Raw genomic sequence first — 16,614 nt, forward strand, 5'->3', positions numbered from 1 at the left:
GTAAGCCCGGCGTCCCGCGACGGCAAGGCTGGCCGACAGCGGTTCGCCCGATCGCGGCCCGGCGTTGGCGCCGCGCCACACTCACATCGGCGCTTCGCCGGGTTGAAGGTGCGCGAGAGGACCTTCTTCGATGAAGAACTGCGGGAAAAGATCGTCCCAATCGGGATTGTCGCGTTCGATCAGGTTGATCTTCCACTCACGCTTGTACTTTTTCAGCCTCTTTTCGCGATGGATCGCCGCCTCGATATCGTCGTGCCATTCGTACCAGACGAGCCGCTTGACGCCGTATTGCTTGGTGAAGCCGTCCATCACGCCCTCGCGGTGTTGGACGGCGCGATTCAACAGATCGCTGGTCACGCCAACGTAGAGCGTCCCGTGTTTGCGGCTGGCCATGATGTAGACCGCGTTCAATCCCGCCCCCAAATATCCGTCATCGCCCGGCTTGTCCGGGCGACCCATGATCTCCGCGTTGCCTGAGCATAGACGGCGCCGCCGCCGCGGACCTCCTGCCGATGCGGAGATCATGGGTGGCCCGGACAAGCCGGGCCATGACGAGCCTGGAATGGAACCTAAGGGTTCTGCTTCTTCAGTTCTTCGCGGAAGTGGGCGTCGGAGCGTTCGACGAAGCTGCGGCATCCCTCCGGGTCGACGAAGGCGTCGGCCTTGCCGGCGTCGAGCGCCGCCTTCTTGGCCTTCATGGCGAAGAACTGGCCGTGGGAGCCGAGGAACACCTCGCAGGGAAGGGACTTCCAGGTCGCGAAGCTCTTCTCGTAGTCGGCGGTCTGGCCGGGATAGGTCTCGACCTTGCCCAGCCGGTAGCCGGGCAGGACGCTGGACGAGCAATTGTCCAGCGCCTGGCGCGCCTTGCCGGCCACGGTCACCGGGAAGGTCCAGGTGGTGCAGCCCGGCGTGTGTCCGGGCGTGATGTGGGCCGTCAGCGTCCAGCCGCCGAGGCTCACCTTCTGGCCGTCCTTCAGGATCGCATCCGGCTTCACCGGCTCGTAGTAGAACCGATCCGCCTTCAGGAAGGGGTCGCCACGGCCGCCGGCGGCGACGATCGCCCCGTCAGCGGCGCTGGCGTAGAACTTCACGTCCGGCGCAGCGGCCCGCCTGATCTCGGCCAGGCCCCCGGCGTGGTCGAAATGCTCATGGGTGTTCAACAGGATCTTCACCTGCCCGGGATCGAAGCCCAGGGCGCGGATGTTCTGCACCACCTGGCGGCCCACCAGGGCGTCGCCGCCGTCGATGACGATCAGGCCGGCCTTGGTGACGATCAGGAAGGACGCATAGTCCGAGGCGCCCACGTAATAGAGGCCCTCGCCGATCTTGAAGGGCGGATAAGGTTCGTGGCCGGTCTCGACGGATTGGCCGAGGGCCGGAAATGCGAAAGCGGCCGCCGTGACGGCGACCGCTCCCAGGATCTTGCCGTGCGTCCGGCTCAACGGGGGGCCAGGATCATGATCATCTGGCGGCCCTCCATGCGCGGTTCGTACTCGCACTTGGCGATGGGCTCGAAGTCGGCCCGCACCCGCTGCAGCAGCTTCATGCCGAGCTCGGGGTGGGCCAGTTCACGACCGCGGAAGCGCAGGGTGACCTTCACCTTGTCGCCCTCCTCGAAGAAGCGGTTCATCGAGCGCTGCTTCACTTCATAGTCGTGGATATCGATATTGGGGCGGAGTTTGATCTCCTTGATTTCCTGGACCTTCTGCCGCTTTCGCGCCTCGTTCTTCTTCTTCTGCTCCTGGAACTTGAACTTGCCGTAGTCCAGGATCTTGCAAACGGGCGGATCCGCGTTGGGGACGATCTCGACCAGATCGAGGCCCGCCTCTTCGGCGGCTTCGAGCGCGGAGGAGGTGGGCATCACACCCTGCTTCTCGCCGTGCTGGTCGATCAGCAGAACCTTGGGGACGCGGATTTCATCATTGATGCGCGGCCCGTCCTTGACGGGGGGCGCCTGCATGGGGCGGCGAATAGGCGAGGCTCCTAGGGTTGTTTCAACACAAACGCCGGGGCTCGAGGACGGGCTCCGGCTGACACAACCTATATGATTTAGCGCCCCGGCGCTATCAAGCCGCGCCCCGGCCGGACGGCAGCAGAGAGGCGGCCGCCTGCGCCACTTTCGCCACAGGAAGTTCCGCCAACTGCGCGGCCTGCAGCACCGCCACCTTGCCGCGCGGCGCCGAGAGGGCGGGATCCGAGGCGCTGGAGAACAGCACCACCGTCGGCGCCCCGGCCGCGGCGGCCAGATGCAGCGGCCCGGTGTCGTTGCCGACCGCCAGCGCCGCCTTGGCGCCGAGGACGGCGATGGAGGCGAAGTCGGTGCGCCCGGTCAGGTCCCGCGCCCCGGGGACCTGGCGCTGGATCGCCTGTGCCAGGGCGGATTCCTGCGGCCCGCCGATGATCACCACGTCGAGGCCGCGGGCGTAGAGAATGCGCGCCAGCTCGCCGTACTTCTGCACCGGCCAGCGCTTCTCCGGGCGATGGGCGGAGCCGCCGGGCACGAACATGGCGTAGGGCTTGGGCTTGACGCCGGCGCTCGGCGGCCGCGCGCCCGCAGCGCCCCCCAGCACCCAGGACAGGTCCGGCGGCGGCGCCGTCCCGGCCTCGGTCGGGGCGTCGGGCCAGATGCCCGCGTACATCAACTGGTCGGCCTGACGCTCCAGGGTGTGCATGCCGTTGCGCAGGGAATTGTTGTGCGGCAGCGAGGCGCCGAAAGCGACCCCCGACCAGGCGGGCGGATTGGGCCGCATGATCTGGAAGATGCGGTTGGAGTGGCCCGAGGTCTGCAGGTCGTAGACGCGGTTGAAATGGGCCGCGCGCAGGCGCTTGCGCAGGGCCATCCACTGGGCGAACCCCTCCGGCCGGCCGTCGGTCCAGATCGCGTTGAAGTAGGGCGAGGCCTTGGCCAGGGACTCGAAGGGCGGGGTGGTGAGCAAGGTGATGTGCGCCTTGGGGTGCGCCTGGCGAATCTTCTTCATCGCCGCCAGCGCCAGGACGAAGTCGCCCAGCGCCGAGAGCTTGATCACCAGGACCTTCTCAACCTCGCGCCTGGCCATCAGGCGGCCTCGTGGGGCGGACGCGCGGCGGCCAGCACCCGCTCGTAGGCGGCGAGGGTCGCCTCGCACATGACGTCCACCCGGTAGAGCTGGCGGGTGCGATTCATGCCCGTCTCGCCCATCTCGCCCCGCCGGCCGGGGCCCAGGTCGATGGCCCGGGTCATGGCGGTCGCCCAGGCCGCGGCGCTCTCCGGTGGGACCAGCCAGCCGGTGACCCCGTCGACGACGGTCTCGGTCGTGCCGCCGTGGTTGGAGGCGATCACCGGCCGGCCCATGGCCTGCGGCTCGACAGCGGTGCGGCCGAAGCTTTCCGGCACGGTGGTGGGCAGGATGGCGACATCGGCCAGCAGGAAGGCCGCCGGCATGTCATCACAGTGGCCGACCAACCGAATCTGGTCTTCCAGCCCGGCCTGGGCGATGGCCGCGACCAGCTCCTGGCGGTAGTCGACGCGGCCCTGGTCGTCGCCGGCGAAGAGGATCAGGAAATCCTCGCGGCCCTGCGCCTTCATCCGGGCCGCCGCCTCGACGATCGTCAAGTGACCCTTCAGGCGGGTGAGGCGCCCGGCCAGCAGGAACCGCGTGCGCCCGTCGTCCGGGTCGATTCCCCAGGCCTGGCGAAGCGCCGCGACGCGGTCGGGGGTCACCCAGGCGGGGTTGAAGCGGTCCAGGTCCACGCCGCGGGGAATGGCGATCACCTTGTCTGGATCGACCGCGTGCTCGCCGAGGATGTGGTCGCGCGTGTATTCGGAGTTGGCGATCACCAGGTCGCCGCGGGTCATGACGGCGTTGTACCAGCGCTTCAGGCTGCTCTGGGCCTTGTAGACCCCGTGGTAGGTGGCCACGAACGGCGTGCGGGTGGTGCGCGCGGCCCACAGCGCTGCGAAGGCCGGCGCACGCGAGCGGGCGTGGACCAGGCTCACGTTTTCCATCCGGATCAGGTCCACCAGGCGCGCGGCGTTGCCCAGCATCACCAGCGGGTTCTTCGATTGCACCGGCATCTGCGCCAGGCGACCGCCGTCCGCCTCCAGCCGCGCGGTCATCCGGCCGCCCCTGGTGGCGACGAAGGCGCGGCCGCCCGCAGCGATCACCGCGCGGGCGACATCGATGGTGGTCTGCTCGGCGCCGCCGGTTTCCAGTTCGGGGACGACCTGCAGGAGCGTGAAGTCAGAGGGGAGCGCCACACCTTCCCATACCCCGAAACGGGGTGGCGTAAAGGCCGCCTCGCGCTATCTGTCGGATCATGACAGAGCGCGCCGGACTCCTCGCCCGCCCCGATGGCGAAACCATCGCCTGGCGCGCGGTGGACGGCGAGGGGCCGACGGTGGTCTGGCTGGGCGGGTTTCGCTCCGACATGACGGGGACCAAGGCGCAGGCCCTGGCCGACTGGGCCGAGGCGCGCGGCAGGGCCTATGTGCGGTTCGACTACCTGGGCCATGGGCAGTCCAGCGGCGACTTCCAGGCCAAGGGGACCATCACCCGCTGGCGCGAGGACGCGCTCGCGGTGCTCGACGAACTGGTGGACGGGCCCGCGATCCTGGTCGGTTCGTCCATGGGCGGCTGGATTTCCTGCCTGGCGGCGATGGCGCGGCCGCAGCGTGTCGCGGCCCTGGTGCTGATCGCGCCTGCGCCGGACTTCACGGAGAAACTGATGGCGCCCGAGATCCCGCCGGAGGGCCAGGCGGCTCTGGCGGCGGACGGGGTGTGGCTGCGGCCGTCGGCCTATGGCGATCCCTATCCGATCACCCGGATCCTGCTGGAAGACGGCGCGCGCTGGTCGATCCTGGGCTCCGAGCCCGTGCCGATCGAGGCGCCCGTGCGCATCCTGCAGGGCGGCGCCGATCCCGACGTGCCCTGGCGCCACGCGCTCGAACTGGCCAATGCGCTCAACGGCGAGGACGTGACCTTCACCCTGATCAAGGACGGCGACCACCGGCTGTCGCGCCCACGGGATATCGAAAGACTTCTGGCCGCGGTTCAGGAATTCGTGGCATCAGCGGCCGACCCAAATCGGGCGCAGAGCCGCTGAGGAATCCTCTTGTCCAGTATCACTCTGGAAGATGTCACGGCCACGTCACTCCAGACGATCGGCGACGCCTTCATGATGCAGGGCGATCACCCGCGGGCCCTCGAGTTCTACACGCTGGCCTTGAAAAAAGGCCCCGGGACCTACGCGATGTTGACTCGCCATGGGTTAGCCGCCTCGCCGACCCCCAGCACGGAGAAGAACTTCCGGATCCTGCTCGAGGTGGAGAAGCTGGACTCCAACTGTTTCGTCGGCACGGGCCTCGCGACCTGGCACAAGCCGCTGCCGTTCTTCAACGACGCGCGATTCATCGGTCTGGCCCACAAGCACGCCGCCCTGCTGGGGCAGCCCAATTGGCACTGGTCGCTCAACACCGTCGTCTGGGCGGTTCAGGAGGCGAAATCGATACCCGGCGACTTTGTCGAACTCGGGGTCTTCCGCGGCCACACGACCCTTTTCACGGCGGAGTACGTCGACTTCCAGACCTGGCCGAAGCGCTGGTGGCTGTGCGACACCTTCGACGGCATTCCGGCGGACCAGCTCGATCCAGGCTGGACCCACATGAACAGCGTGATGTACGCAGGCACCTATTCCTATGAGGAGGTGAGGGCGCGGTTCGAGCACATTCCGAACATCACCGTCCACCAGGGTCGGGTCCCCGAGGCGCTGGCGGAAGGATGCCCGGAACAGATCGCCTTCCTCCACCTGGACCTCAACAATTCGACCGCCGAGATCGCCGCTCTCGACGCCCTTATCGACCGTATTTCGCCCGGCGGGATCATCATCCTCGACGACTTCGGATGGGCCGCCTCGCGCCTGCAGAACGAGATCGAGAGCGAGTGGTTCGCCCGGCGCGGCCTTCACGTCCTCACCCTCCCGACCGGCCAGGGGCTCTTCCGCAAACCAAGTTAGTCCGCGCGCTCCGCCGTCAGGATCGCGCTCAGCCCCTCGCGATAGGTCGGATAGGCCGGCCGCCAGCCGAGCTCGGCCTTGGCGCGCGCGTTGGAGACCCGTTTGCTCTCGGCGTAGAACCGCATCGCCTGCGGCGACAGGCCGGCTTCGGCGAGCGGGACCTCGGGCGGCGGCGGCATGGCCAGCAGCCCCGCCGCATAGGCGATGACCTCGGCGTTGGGGCAGGGCTCGTCGTCGCAGAGGTTGTAGATCCCGCCGGCCCGCGGCCGGGCGATCGAGGCCGCCAGGCCCGCAGCGAGATCCTCCACGTGGATGCGCGAGAAGACCTGTCCGGCGCTCACGATCCTGCGCGCCTGGCCGGCGCGCAGCCGCTCAAGCGCCGAGCGGCCGGGGCCGTAGATGCCCGGCAGGCGGAACACCGTCACCGTCAGGCCCATGCCGCGGCCCACTTCCAGCCAGTCGCGCTCGGCGCCCACCCGGCGCGCGCCCTCCGTCGACTGGGCCGCCAGCCGGCTCTGCTCGGTGACCCAGCCGCCCCGGCGGTCGCCATACACCCCAGTGGTGGAGAGGTAGCCGATCCAGTCGGGAAAGGCGCCCGCGCGCGCCATCGCCGGGACCAGGGCGCGCAGGCCGGGGCAACCCTCCGCGTCCGGCGGGGCCGTCACCAGGACGGCCTGGGCCGTGGCCAGAACCTCGGCCAGCCGCGCGGCCTCGGTCAGGGGAATGGCGGCGACGCCCTGCGCTTCCAGCACCCCGGCGTCGGCGGCGTCACGGACGCTGGCGGCGACCGCCCAGCCCTCGGCGCTCAGCCGGCGGGCCAGGGCGCGGGCCGAATAGCCGTAGCCGAAGACGAACAGCCGCAATCGCTATTCCGCCGCCTGCAGCGCGCCCTGTGCAGCCTCGGCGCGCGCCGCGTTCCAGCAGGACACGCACGGGATCTTCGACAGGTCCGCGCGGTGGGCGTAGCGGCGGGCGGTCTCGGCGATGTCCAGCATCAGCCCATCCTCGAGGGTGATCGGCTCCAGGCCCAGCCCCAGCAGTCGCCCGTTTTCGACAGCCAGGTCGTTCTCCTCGGCCTCCTGGCGCGGATTGGGCAGGTGGGCGACCTGGGCGCCGGTCAGCGCGGCCACCATCCGGGCCAGGTCGCGGATGCGCCAGCATTCGGTCATCTGGTTCATCACCTTCACCCGCTCGCCGCGCGCCGGCGGATCGCTCAGCGCCAGCTCGACACAGCGCACCGTGTCCTGGATGTTGATGAAGGCCCGCGTCTGGCCGCCGGAGCCGTGCACGGTCAGGGGATAGCCCACCGCCGCCTGCATCAGGAACCGGTTGAGCACCGTGCCGAAGTCGCCGTCGTAGTCGAAACGGTTGATCAGCCGCGGGTCGAGCCGCGTCTCTTCGGTCTGCGCGCCCCAGACGATGCCCTGGTGCAGGTCGGTGATCCTCAAGGCGTCGTTGCGGGCGTAGAACTGGAAGGCGAGCGCGTCCTGGGTCTTGGTCAGGTGGTAGATCGAGCCGGGATTGGCCGGATAGAGGATCTCGCGTTCGGCCCAGCCGTCGCCGGTCTCGACCTTGACGGTCAGATAGCCCTCGGGAATCGCCACCCCGGCCGTGCCGTAGCCGTAGACGCCCATGGTGCCCAGATGCGCCAGGTGGATGTCGAGCCCGCTCTCGACGATCGCGGCGAGGATGTCGTGGGTTGCGCCGACGTTGCCGGCGACGGTGTAGCGCTTGTGGGCGGCCGACTTCATGGAATAGGGAGCCGCGCGCTGCTCGGCGAAATGGACGACCGCGTCGGGGCGGAAGCTCCTCAGCAGGCCCACCAGAGCCTCGAAGTCACGGCCGACGGTCAGGCCGTGGGCGGCGATGGTCCGTCCGGAGACCTCCAGCCAGGCCGCCAGCCGGGTCTCCAGGGGCTCGATCGGGGTGAGCGAGCCGGCGCCCAGCTCCCGGTCGATGCGCCGGCGCGCGCCGTTGTCGACGATGGCCACCTCGTGGCCGCGGGCCGACAGATGCAGCGAGGTGGGCCAGCCGCAGAACCCGTCGCCGCCGAGGATCAGAACGCGCATTCCCCGCTCCGTTCGATGTCCCCCGCGACAGCGCTAACGCGCGAGAGCGGCGTTCGCCAACCCGAATCTTCCGTGGAGGCCGGTTCCCCTGGGCTAGGCGGCCAAGGCGACAATCCGGTGACGGCGGCGCTAGAGCAAGGCCTTGATCGCCGCCCGGGCCTCGTCGGCCAGGTCGGGGCGGCGCAGGGCGAAAGCGACGTTGGCGCGCAGGAGGCCGATCTTGTCGCCGCAGTCGTAGGTGGTCCCCTCGTACTCCAGGGCGTGGAAGTCCTGCGTCTTCATGAGGCCCGCCATGCCGTCGGTGAGCTGGATCTCGCCGCCGGCCCCGCGCGGCTGGGTCTCCAGGATCTGGAAGATCTGCGGCTGCAGGATGTAGCGGCCCGAGATGAACAGGTTCGAGGGCTCGGTCCCGAGCGGCGGCTTTTCGACCATGCCGGTCATGCGGTTCAGCCGGCCGTCCTGACCGTCCAGGGCCACGATGCCGTACTTGTGGGTCTCGCCCTCCGGCGCCGGTTCGACGACGACGATGTTGCCGCCCACCTGCTCGTAGGCCTCGACCGCCTGGGCGAGGGCGGCGCGCTCGGCGGCCATCAGCATGTCGGGCAGCATCACCGCGAAGGGCTCGTCGCCGATCACCTCGCGGGCGCACCAGACGGCATGTCCCAGGCCCAGCGGGGCCATCTGGCGGATGAAGCTCATCTCGCCGGGCTTGCCCAGGTCGCGGCGCACCTCGGCCAGGATGTCGGTCTTGCCCTTGGCCTCGAGCGCATTTTCGACCTCCGGCATCGAGTCGAAATAGTCCTCGATGGCGCCCTGGCCGCGGCCGACGATGAACACGAAATGCTCGATGCCCGCCGCGCGGGCCTCCTCGACCACATAGGACAGGATCGGCCGGTCGACGACATTCAGGAGGTTCTTCGGCGTGGTCTTGGCGCCCGGCAGGACGCGGGTGCCCAGCCCCGCCACCGGCAGCACCGCCTTGCGCACACGCTTGTTCATCCGGGACCTCTCGAGGCCGCGACGCGCGGCGGCGCCGGCGTGCTGATCCTGCCGCCGACGCCCGTGGTGCTAGAGGAGGAAAGGCTTGAAATCCACCGCTCGTGCGACGAAAAATCGCGTCGGACGCATGATCACGATTTCGGGAACTCACGAAGCCGTGTAAGAGTCGCGCCATTGTCGGGGGATCGTCCTCCATAGTCCTCCAGGGGAGCCTTTCCTATGAACCTGCGTATCATCACCTCCGTCGCCGTCGCCGCCGGTCTGGCCCTCAGCCTGTCTGCTTGCCAGAAGAAGGCCGACGACACCGCGACCACCACCACCACGACCGCCACGGATTCGGCGGCCGCTCCGGCCGCGGCGACCCCGCCGGCCGCTGACGCCTCCGCGACCGCTCCGGCCGCTCCGGCCGACGCTTCGGCTCCGGCCGCGACCACCACGACCACCACGACGCCTCCGGCCGCTCCGGCCACCGGCTCGATGTCGTCGACCACGACCACGACCAAGAAGTAAGTTTACGACCCTCTGGGTCTGGACTAGGCGCGGCCGCCCCTTACCGGGGGCGGCCGTTGTCGTTTGGGCTCCTCTCCCCCGAGCGCAGCGAGAGAGGGAGAGGGTAGGGAGAGGGCGGCTCCGAGCTGGCCGCCGCCGCTCCCGATCCTGCCCAGATGCAGGGCGGAGCCTTGCTCCAGCCTCGCAGAAGCCGATAGGTCCGCGCCGCCCTCTCCCTACCCTCTCCCTCTCCGTTTCGCGGGGGGAGAGGAGGGCCTATTCCACCGTCACGGACTTCGCCAGGTTCCGGGGCTGATCGACGTCGGCGCCCTTCTGGACGGCGACGTAGTAGGCGAGCAGTTGGATCGGCGCGGCCATCACCATGGGCGCGATCAACGGGTCGCTCTTGGGCGCGGTGACCACCACCCGCGCGCCGGCCGGGGCGTGACGCTGGCCCTCCGGATCGGTGATGAACACGACCTGGCCGCCGCGGGCCATGACCTCGCTCATGTTCGAGGCCGACTTCTCGAAATAGCTGTCGAAGGGCGCCAGGATGACGATCGGCGTCTTCTCGTCGACCAGGGCGATCGGCCCGTGCTTCAGCTCGCCGGCGGCATAGCCCTCGGCGTGGATGTAGCTGATCTCCTTCAGCTTCAGCGCGCCTTCCAGCGCCAGCGGGTACATCGGCCCTCTGCCCAGGAAGAGCACGTCGCGGGCCTTGGCGATCTCCACCGCCACCGCCTTCACGGCGTCTTCCAGGTTGATGGATTCCGCGATCAGCCGCGGCGCGCCCAGCAGCACCCGCACCAGGCGCTGCTCCTCTGTCTCGTCGATCCGGCCCCGCGCCCGCGCGGCGGCGACGGCCAGCGCCGTCAGCACGCTGATCTGGGCGGTGAAGGCCTTGGTGGAGGCGACCCCGATCTCCGGCCCGCAGTGGATCGGCCAGACCACATCGACCTCGCGCGCCATGGTCGACTCCTGGGCGTTGACCACGGCGGCGGTCTGCATGCCCTTGGCCTGGCACAGCCGCAGCGCCGCCAGCGTATCGGCGGTCTCGCCCGACTGCGACATGCCGATGGCCAGGGTGCCCGCCTTCAGCGCCGGCTCGCGATAGCGGAATTCCGAGGCGATCTCGACGTCCACCGGCAGGTCGGCCAACTGCTCGATCAGGTACTTGCCCAGCAGGCCGGCGATATAGGAGGTGCCGCAGGCGACGATCTGGATGCGCTCGAGCGTGGCGAAGTCGATCCCGCCCGGCATGGCCGCGCGGTCGGCCAGGGTGTCCACATAGGCCGCGATGGTGTGCTGGCACCCTTCCGGCTGGTCGTGGATCTCCTTTTCCATGAAGTGGCGGTAGTTGCCCTTCTCCACCAGGGCGGCGGAGGCGGCGACCGTGCGCACCTCGCGTTCCACGGCCTTGCCGTCGGCGTCGAAGATGCGGGCCTTGTGGTGGTCGATGGCTACGTAGTCGCCTTCCTCGAGGTAGGCGATCCGGTTGGTGAAGGGGCCGACCGCGAGCGCGTCGGAGCCGATGAACATCTCGCCGTCGCCGTAGCCTACGACCAGGGGGCTGCCCTTGCGCGCGCCCATCACCAGCTCGTCCTCGCCGTCGATCAGGACGCCGATGGCGTAGGCGCCGCTGAGCTGGTCCAGGGCTGCTTTGAGGGCTGCGACCGGGTCCTTGCCCGACGCGAGCTCCGAGTCGATCAGGGCGGCGATCACCTCGGTGTCGGTCTCGCTGTCGAAGGTTCGGCCGTCGGCCTTCAGCATTTCGCGCAGCTCGGCGTAGTTCTCGATGATGCCGTTGTGCACCAGGGTGACGCGGCCCTGGGTGTGCGGGTGGGCGTTGCGGGTCGAGGGGCCGCCGTGGGTCGCCCAGCGGGTATGGCCGATGCCGACCGTGGCGTTCAGCGGTTCGGCGGCCAGGACGTCTTCGAGCGCCTTGATCTTGCCGGCCGCGCGGCGGCGCTGGACATGGCCGTCGACGACGCCGGCGACGCCCGCCGAATCATAGCCGCGGTATTCGAGGCGCTTCAGGCTGTCGAGCAGACGTTCCTGTACGGAGCTTCGCCCGACGATGCCGATGATGCCGCACATGGGGTAAGGCGTCCTTATGTGGTACTGCGTCACAGGTTGAGCCGCACCGATGCGGCTTTATCATCCGTCGCCGACACGTCGACTAAATCTGGGTTTCGGATCGTTTCGTGAGCACCCAATGAGCAAACGCGCCTACTTCGGCACCGACGGCATCCGCGGCGAGGCCAACCGCTTTCCCATGACCGCGGAGGTGGCTCTGCGCGTCGGGATGGCGGCGGGCAAGCTGTTCATGTCCAAGGACGACCGCCGCCACCTGGTGGTGATCGGCAAGGACACGCGCCTGTCCGGCTACATGATCGAGCCGGCCCTGGTGGCGGGCTTCACCTCGGTGGGGATGGACGTGCGCCTGTTCGGGCCGCTGCCGACGCCGGGCGTGGCGATGATGACCCGCTCGCTGCGCGCCGACCTGGGTGTGATGATCTCGGCCTCGCACAACGCCTTCTCCGACAACGGCATCAAGCTGTTCGGTCCTGACGGCTACAAGCTCTCCGACAGCCAGGAGCTGGAGATCGAGTCCCTGATGGACCAGGGCCTGCAGGAGAACCTCGCCCCGCCCACGTCGCTCGGCCGCGTGCAGCGGATCGACGATTGCCAGGCGCGCTATGTGGAGATCGCCAAGGCGACCTTCCCGCGGCGGCTGAACCTGTCCGGCATGCGCATCGTCATCGATTGCGCCAACGGCGCAGCCTACAAGGTCGCGCCCGAGGCCCTCTACGAGCTGGGCGCCGAGGTGATCCCGGTGGGAATCTCGCCCAACGGCTTCAACATCAACGACGAGGTGGGCTCCACCTCGCCGGCGGCCATGCAGAAGCTGGTCAAGGAGTATCGCGCCGACATCGGCATCGCCCTGGACGGCGACGCCGACCGGCTGGTGATCTGCGACGAGAAGGGCCTGATCGTCGACGGCGACCAGATCATGGCCCTGATGGCGGCCGACTGGGCGCAGCGCGACAAGCTGCGCGGCGGCGGGGTGGTGGCCACGGTGATGTCCAACCTCGGCCTTGAGCGGTTCCTGAAGGCCCGCAAGCTGACACTGGAGCGCACCCCGGTGGGCGACCGGGCGGTGATGGCGCGCATGCGCGAGGGCGGCTTCAACCTGGGCGGCGAACAGTCCGGCCATATCATCCTATCGGACTTCTCCACCACCGGCGACGGCCTGCTGGCCGCGCTGCAGGTTCTGTCCGTGCTGAAGGAGAGCGACAAGCCGATGAGCGCGCTCGCCCGCCAGTTCGAGCCGGTGCCCCAGAAGCTGGAGAACGTGCGGTTCGGCGGCGGCAAGCCGCTGGAGCACGCCGACGTCGTGGGGGCCATCGCCGCGGCCGAGCAGCGGCTGAACGGCTGCGGCCGCCTGCTGGTGCGCGCTTCGGGCACCGAGCCCCTGATCCGCATCATGGCCGAGGGCGACGACGAGAAGCTCGTTTCCCAGGTGGTCAAGGAGATCGCCGGGGCGGTGAAAAAGGCCGCCGTCACCGCCTAGGCCCTGTCCCGGCTGCCTCGAATCAAGTCGGCCGGGATCAAACAGGGGCGTCGGCTCCAGACTCCTCACCCCCCGGAGGGGGAGAGGAGATATCGACTGCGTTATCCTCGGCGCGCGGCAACCCTACCCAAGCCCTAACGATTGTGACACTCTCGTAATGTCCGAGCCGCTCGACCGGTTCGGCGTGAAGAAGTCTGTTGGGAGCGAACATGGCCTACCACCTCAGCTATGGAGGTGCGCTAAGGCGTCGGGCGAAGGGATTGAGCTCCCTGGCCTGCCTCGCCTTCGTCGCCCTTCTCGGGATGGCTTTCTGGGCGGGCGCCGTCTGGATCGGCCAGGCCCTGCTGCGGCTGACCGCCTTAGGCTTCTGAGGCCCAGGGCCCGAAGCGAACCGCCCCGGCGCGATCAGGCGCCGGGCCGCCCCACGCTGCTGTAGGCGAAGCCCCGCGCGCGCATATCGGCGGGCTTGTAGATATTGCGCAGGTCGACCATCACCGGCGCCCGCATCAGGAGCTTGATGCGGTCCAGGTCGAGGGCCCTGAACTGATCCCACTCGGTGATGATCACCAGGACGTCGGCGCCTTCGGCGACGCCGTAGGGGTCGTCCTTGAAATCCACGCCGGTGAGCATCTGGCGCGCCTCGTGCCCCTCGGGGTCGAAGGCCTGCACCTTGGCGCCCTTGTCCTGCAGGGCCGGGATGATGGCCAGCGAGGGCGCGTCGCGCATGTCGTCGGTGTTGGGCTTGAAGGTGAGGCCCAGCACGCCGACCGTCTTGCCCTTCAGGTCGCCGTTCAGCGCCTTGATCACCTTGCGCGCCATGGCCCGCTTACGCTCGTCGTTGACCTTCACCGTGGTCTCGACCAGCTCCACGGGCGCGCCGGCGTCGCGGGCGGTGCGCACCAGGGCCAGCGTGTCCTTCGGGAAGCAGGAACCGCCGTAGCCGGGGCCGGCGTTCAGGAACTTGCCGCCGATCCGCCCGTCCAGGCCGATGCCGCGGGCCACCTGCTGAACGTCGGCGCCCACCGCCTCGCAGAGGTCGGCCATCTCGTTGATGTAGGTGATCTTCAAGGCCAGGAAGGCGTTGGCCGCGTACTTGATCAACTCGCTGGTGCGCCGGTTGGTGAACAGGATCGGCGTCTCGTTCAGATAGAGCGGCCGATAGAGTTCGCGCATCACCGCCTGGGCGCGCTCGTCCAGGGTGCCGACCACCACCCGGTCAGGGTGTTTGAAGTCCTCGATCGCCGCGCCCTCGCGCAGGAACTCCGGGTTGGAAACCACGGCCACGTCCGCCGTGGGGTTCTTGCGCTTGAAGATCGCCTCGATCTCGTCGCCGGTGCCCACCGGCACGGTGGACTTGGTGACCACCACGGTGAATCCCTGCACGAGCGCCGCGATCTCCTCGGCCGCGGCGTAGACGTAGGAGAGGTCCGCGTAGCCGTCGCCGCGCCGCGACGGGGTCCCCACGCCGATGAACACCGCGTCGGCCTTGCGCACGGCCTCGGTCGCATCGGTGGAAAAGAACAGGCGTCCGGCCTTGACGTTCTGGGCCACCAAGAGGTCCAGCCCCGGCTCATAGATCGGGATTCCCCCGGCCTGCAGGCGCTCGATCTTGCCCGCGTCCTTGTCGATGCAGGTCACCGTGTGCCCGAAGTCGGCGAAACAGGCGCCGCTGACGAGGCCGACGTAGCCCGTCCCGATCATCGCCACGTGCATTCAAGACTCCTCGAACCCGGGGGTGCGGCGGTGCTTTCAGCACGCCCGCGCAACTTGCGCCAGCCGAGCTACGTCACAGAGGTAAATTATGTCGCTGTTCGGCGCGGCCCACACCGCCGGCGCGCCGAGCTCAACCTTCGCCGCAAACCTGCCCGGAAGAGGCCTTGGACCTGACCCGAGTCGGACATCGATCCGAACCATCGTTCGGCCAAGCTCGCGGCCTGAAGGCAGGTGTGGGCACGAAAGGTTCAATCAAAGGCATGACTACTCGCAAATCTCTCACGGCCTATGGGGTCGCCGCTGCGGCTCTGTGCGCCGCGGCCACGGCCGGCTATGCGGTGCACGCCGGCGTCGGCCCGGACGGCGCGGTCAATGCGCGTCCGATCCCCAACGCCTCGGGGTCCGCCCCGGCGTCGTTCGCCGACATCGTCGACCGCGTCGCCCCTGCGGTGGTCTCCATCGAGGTGGAGGGCAAGGCCGGCCCGCGGCGCATTGGCCTGGACGACGGCGATGGCCAGGACGGCCAGGACGGCGGGGCCGCCCCTCAGGGCCTGCCTCCCGAACTGCGACGCTTCTTCCAGCAGATGCCTCAGCAGCAGCAGCGCGCACAGCCGATGCACGGCGCCGGCTCGGGCTTCTTCATCTCCTCGGACGGCTATCTGGTGACCAACAACCATGTGGTCGAAGGCGCCGACAAGATCACCGTCCACACCACCGACGACCGCACCTTCACGGCCCACCTCATCGGCCGTGACGCGGCCACCGACCTGGCGGTGGTCAAGGTCGATGCGAAGGACCTGCCCTTCGTCAGCTTCGAGGACCGCGGCAAGCCGCGGGTCGGCGACTGGGTGGTCGCGGTCGGCAATCCGTTCAACCTGGGCGGCACGGCCACGGCCGGGATCGTCTCGGCGCTGGGCCGCAAGAACGTCTCGGGCTCCAACTACGTCGACTTCATGCAGATCGACGCCCCGATCAACCGCGGCAACTCCGGCGGCCCGACCTTCGACCTGGCCGGCCGGGTGGTGGGCGTGAACACCGCCATCTATTCGCCCACGGGCGGCTCGGTGGGCATCGGCTTCGACATTCCCGCCGACGTGGTGGCGTCGGTCTCCAAGCAACTGATCTCCACCGGCAAGGTGACCCGCGGCTTCATCGGCGCGACGGTGCAGGACGTGACGCCGGAGATCGCCGACAGCCTGGGCCTGAAGGGCAAGGGTGCGCTGGTGGCGGAGATCACCGAGGGCGGGCCGGCCGCGGCGGCGGGCGTGCAGCCCGGTGACGTGGTGCTGCAAGTCAACGGAACGCCGGTCGCCAGCGCCTCGGACCTCACCCGCGCGGTGGGTCTGGCCCGCGCCGGCGAGCCGATCCGCCTGCAGGTGCGCCGCGACGGCCAGGTCCGCGAGATCACCGTGCGCTCCGGCCTGCGGCCCTCGGAGGAATCCCTGGCGTCCAACGACCGCACCGGGCCGGGCGGCGGCGGAGCCGACGACAGCCGCATGCTGGGCGCGCTCGGTCTGCAGGTCGCGCCGGACTCGCAGGGCAAGGGCGTCCGCGTCGCGGGCGTCGATGACGGGTCCGACGCCGCCCAGAAGGGCCTGCGGCGCGGCGACCTGATCCTGCGCGCCGGCGAGCGGGCGATCAACTCGCCCGTCGAACTCAGGTCCGCCGTCGCCGACGCCAAGAAGGCCGGCAAGAAGTCGGTGCTGTTGTTCGTGGCCCGTGGCGGCGTGCACACCTTCGTGCCTGTCGAGATCGGGCAGGGCTAAGGGCGGCCAGCGG

At 69.1% G+C, this 16,614-nt stretch carries 15 protein-coding genes; 5 read left to right on the plus strand and 10 right to left on the minus strand.

Annotated elements, in window-relative coordinates:
- Positions 1–81: 81 nt before the first annotated feature.
- The 5 genes from VNW53_RS17465 to VNW53_RS17485 form a co-directional block, all read right to left on the minus strand.
- Positions 82–459, minus strand: a complete 378-nt coding sequence (locus VNW53_RS17465; RefSeq protein ID WP_325557127.1) for a GIY-YIG nuclease family protein — start codon at positions 457–459, stop codon at positions 82–84.
- 110 nt (positions 460–569) lie between these two features.
- Entirely contained in the window at positions 570–1,442 is an 873-nt protein-coding gene (gene bla, locus VNW53_RS17470; RefSeq protein WP_325557129.1) for a subclass B3 metallo-beta-lactamase, read from the minus strand.
- Positions 1,439–1,960: a translation initiation factor IF-3 gene (gene infC / locus VNW53_RS17475; RefSeq protein WP_293368662.1), complete on the minus strand. Its 522-nt coding sequence runs from the start codon at positions 1,958–1,960 to the stop codon at positions 1,439–1,441. Before infC ends, bla begins: the two co-directional genes overlap by 4 nt.
- Positions 1,961–2,066: 106 nt before the next feature.
- Positions 2,067–3,056: a glycosyltransferase family 9 protein gene (locus tag VNW53_RS17480; RefSeq protein ID WP_325557131.1), complete on the minus strand. Its 990-nt coding sequence runs from the start codon at positions 3,054–3,056 to the stop codon at positions 2,067–2,069.
- Positions 3,056–4,237, minus strand: a complete 1,182-nt coding sequence (locus VNW53_RS17485) for a glycosyltransferase family 4 protein (protein WP_325557133.1) — start codon at positions 4,235–4,237, stop codon at positions 3,056–3,058. The genes VNW53_RS17480 and VNW53_RS17485 overlap by 1 nt, the downstream gene beginning before the upstream one ends.
- A 59-nt stretch (positions 4,238–4,296) precedes the next feature.
- Between VNW53_RS17485 and VNW53_RS17490 the strand changes: the two genes are divergently transcribed.
- Positions 4,297–5,082, plus strand: a complete 786-nt coding sequence (locus VNW53_RS17490) for an alpha/beta hydrolase (RefSeq protein WP_325557134.1) — start codon at positions 4,297–4,299, stop codon at positions 5,080–5,082.
- Between the two features lie 9 nt (positions 5,083–5,091).
- Entirely contained in the window at positions 5,092–5,991 is a 900-nt protein-coding gene (locus tag VNW53_RS17495; RefSeq protein WP_325557135.1) for a TylF/MycF/NovP-related O-methyltransferase, read from the plus strand.
- Here VNW53_RS17495 and VNW53_RS17500 read toward each other — a convergent pair.
- The 3 genes from VNW53_RS17500 to VNW53_RS17510 form a co-directional block, all read right to left on the minus strand.
- A complete protein-coding gene (locus VNW53_RS17500; RefSeq protein ID WP_325557137.1) occupies positions 5,988–6,854 on the minus strand; it encodes an SDR family oxidoreductase in 867 nt (288 codons plus the stop codon). The genes VNW53_RS17495 and VNW53_RS17500 overlap by 4 nt on opposite strands.
- Positions 6,855–6,857: 3 nt before the next feature.
- Complete coding sequence (locus tag VNW53_RS17505) at positions 6,858–8,060, minus strand: NAD-dependent epimerase/dehydratase family protein (protein WP_325557138.1); 1,203 nt, start codon at positions 8,058–8,060, stop codon at positions 6,858–6,860.
- A 129-nt stretch (positions 8,061–8,189) separates the two neighbouring features.
- Positions 8,190–9,059: a UTP--glucose-1-phosphate uridylyltransferase gene (locus VNW53_RS17510; protein ID WP_325557140.1), complete on the minus strand. Its 870-nt coding sequence runs from the start codon at positions 9,057–9,059 to the stop codon at positions 8,190–8,192.
- Positions 9,060–9,278: 219 nt separating this feature from the next.
- On the opposite strand from VNW53_RS17510, the gene VNW53_RS17515 reads away from it, so the two are divergent.
- Positions 9,279–9,569, plus strand: a complete 291-nt coding sequence (locus VNW53_RS17515) for a hypothetical protein (RefSeq protein ID WP_325557141.1) — start codon at positions 9,279–9,281, stop codon at positions 9,567–9,569.
- 255 nt (positions 9,570–9,824) lie between these two features.
- On the opposite strand, the gene glmS is transcribed toward VNW53_RS17515, so the two are convergent.
- On the minus strand, positions 9,825–11,645 hold the full coding sequence (gene glmS, locus VNW53_RS17520; RefSeq protein ID WP_325557142.1) for a glutamine--fructose-6-phosphate transaminase (isomerizing): 1,821 nt from the start codon (positions 11,643–11,645) through the stop codon (positions 9,825–9,827).
- 118 nt (positions 11,646–11,763) lie between these two features.
- Here glmS and glmM point away from each other — a divergent pair, with 118 nt between their 5' ends.
- Positions 11,764–13,122 carry a phosphoglucosamine mutase gene (glmM, locus tag VNW53_RS17525; RefSeq protein ID WP_325557144.1) on the plus strand — a complete coding sequence of 453 codons (1,359 nt, stop codon included), beginning with the start codon at positions 11,764–11,766 and terminating at the stop codon, positions 13,120–13,122.
- Between the two features lie 405 nt (positions 13,123–13,527).
- Here the strand turns inward: glmM and VNW53_RS17530 are convergent, their stop codons facing one another.
- The gene (locus VNW53_RS17530) at positions 13,528–14,835 is read right to left on the minus strand and encodes a UDP-glucose/GDP-mannose dehydrogenase family protein (RefSeq protein WP_325557145.1); all 1,308 of its coding nucleotides are present in this window, start codon (positions 14,833–14,835) and stop codon (positions 13,528–13,530) included.
- Positions 14,836–15,095: 260 nt separating this feature from the next.
- Here VNW53_RS17530 and VNW53_RS17535 point away from each other — a divergent pair, with 260 nt between their 5' ends.
- Positions 15,096–16,601, plus strand: a complete 1,506-nt coding sequence (locus VNW53_RS17535) for a Do family serine endopeptidase (protein ID WP_325557146.1) — start codon at positions 15,096–15,098, stop codon at positions 16,599–16,601.
- Positions 16,602–16,614 lie beyond the last annotated feature (13 nt).

Origin of the sequence: Phenylobacterium sp. (assembly GCF_035569475.1) — a bacterium.
Taxonomy (GTDB): domain Bacteria; phylum Pseudomonadota; class Alphaproteobacteria; order Caulobacterales; family Caulobacteraceae; genus Phenylobacterium.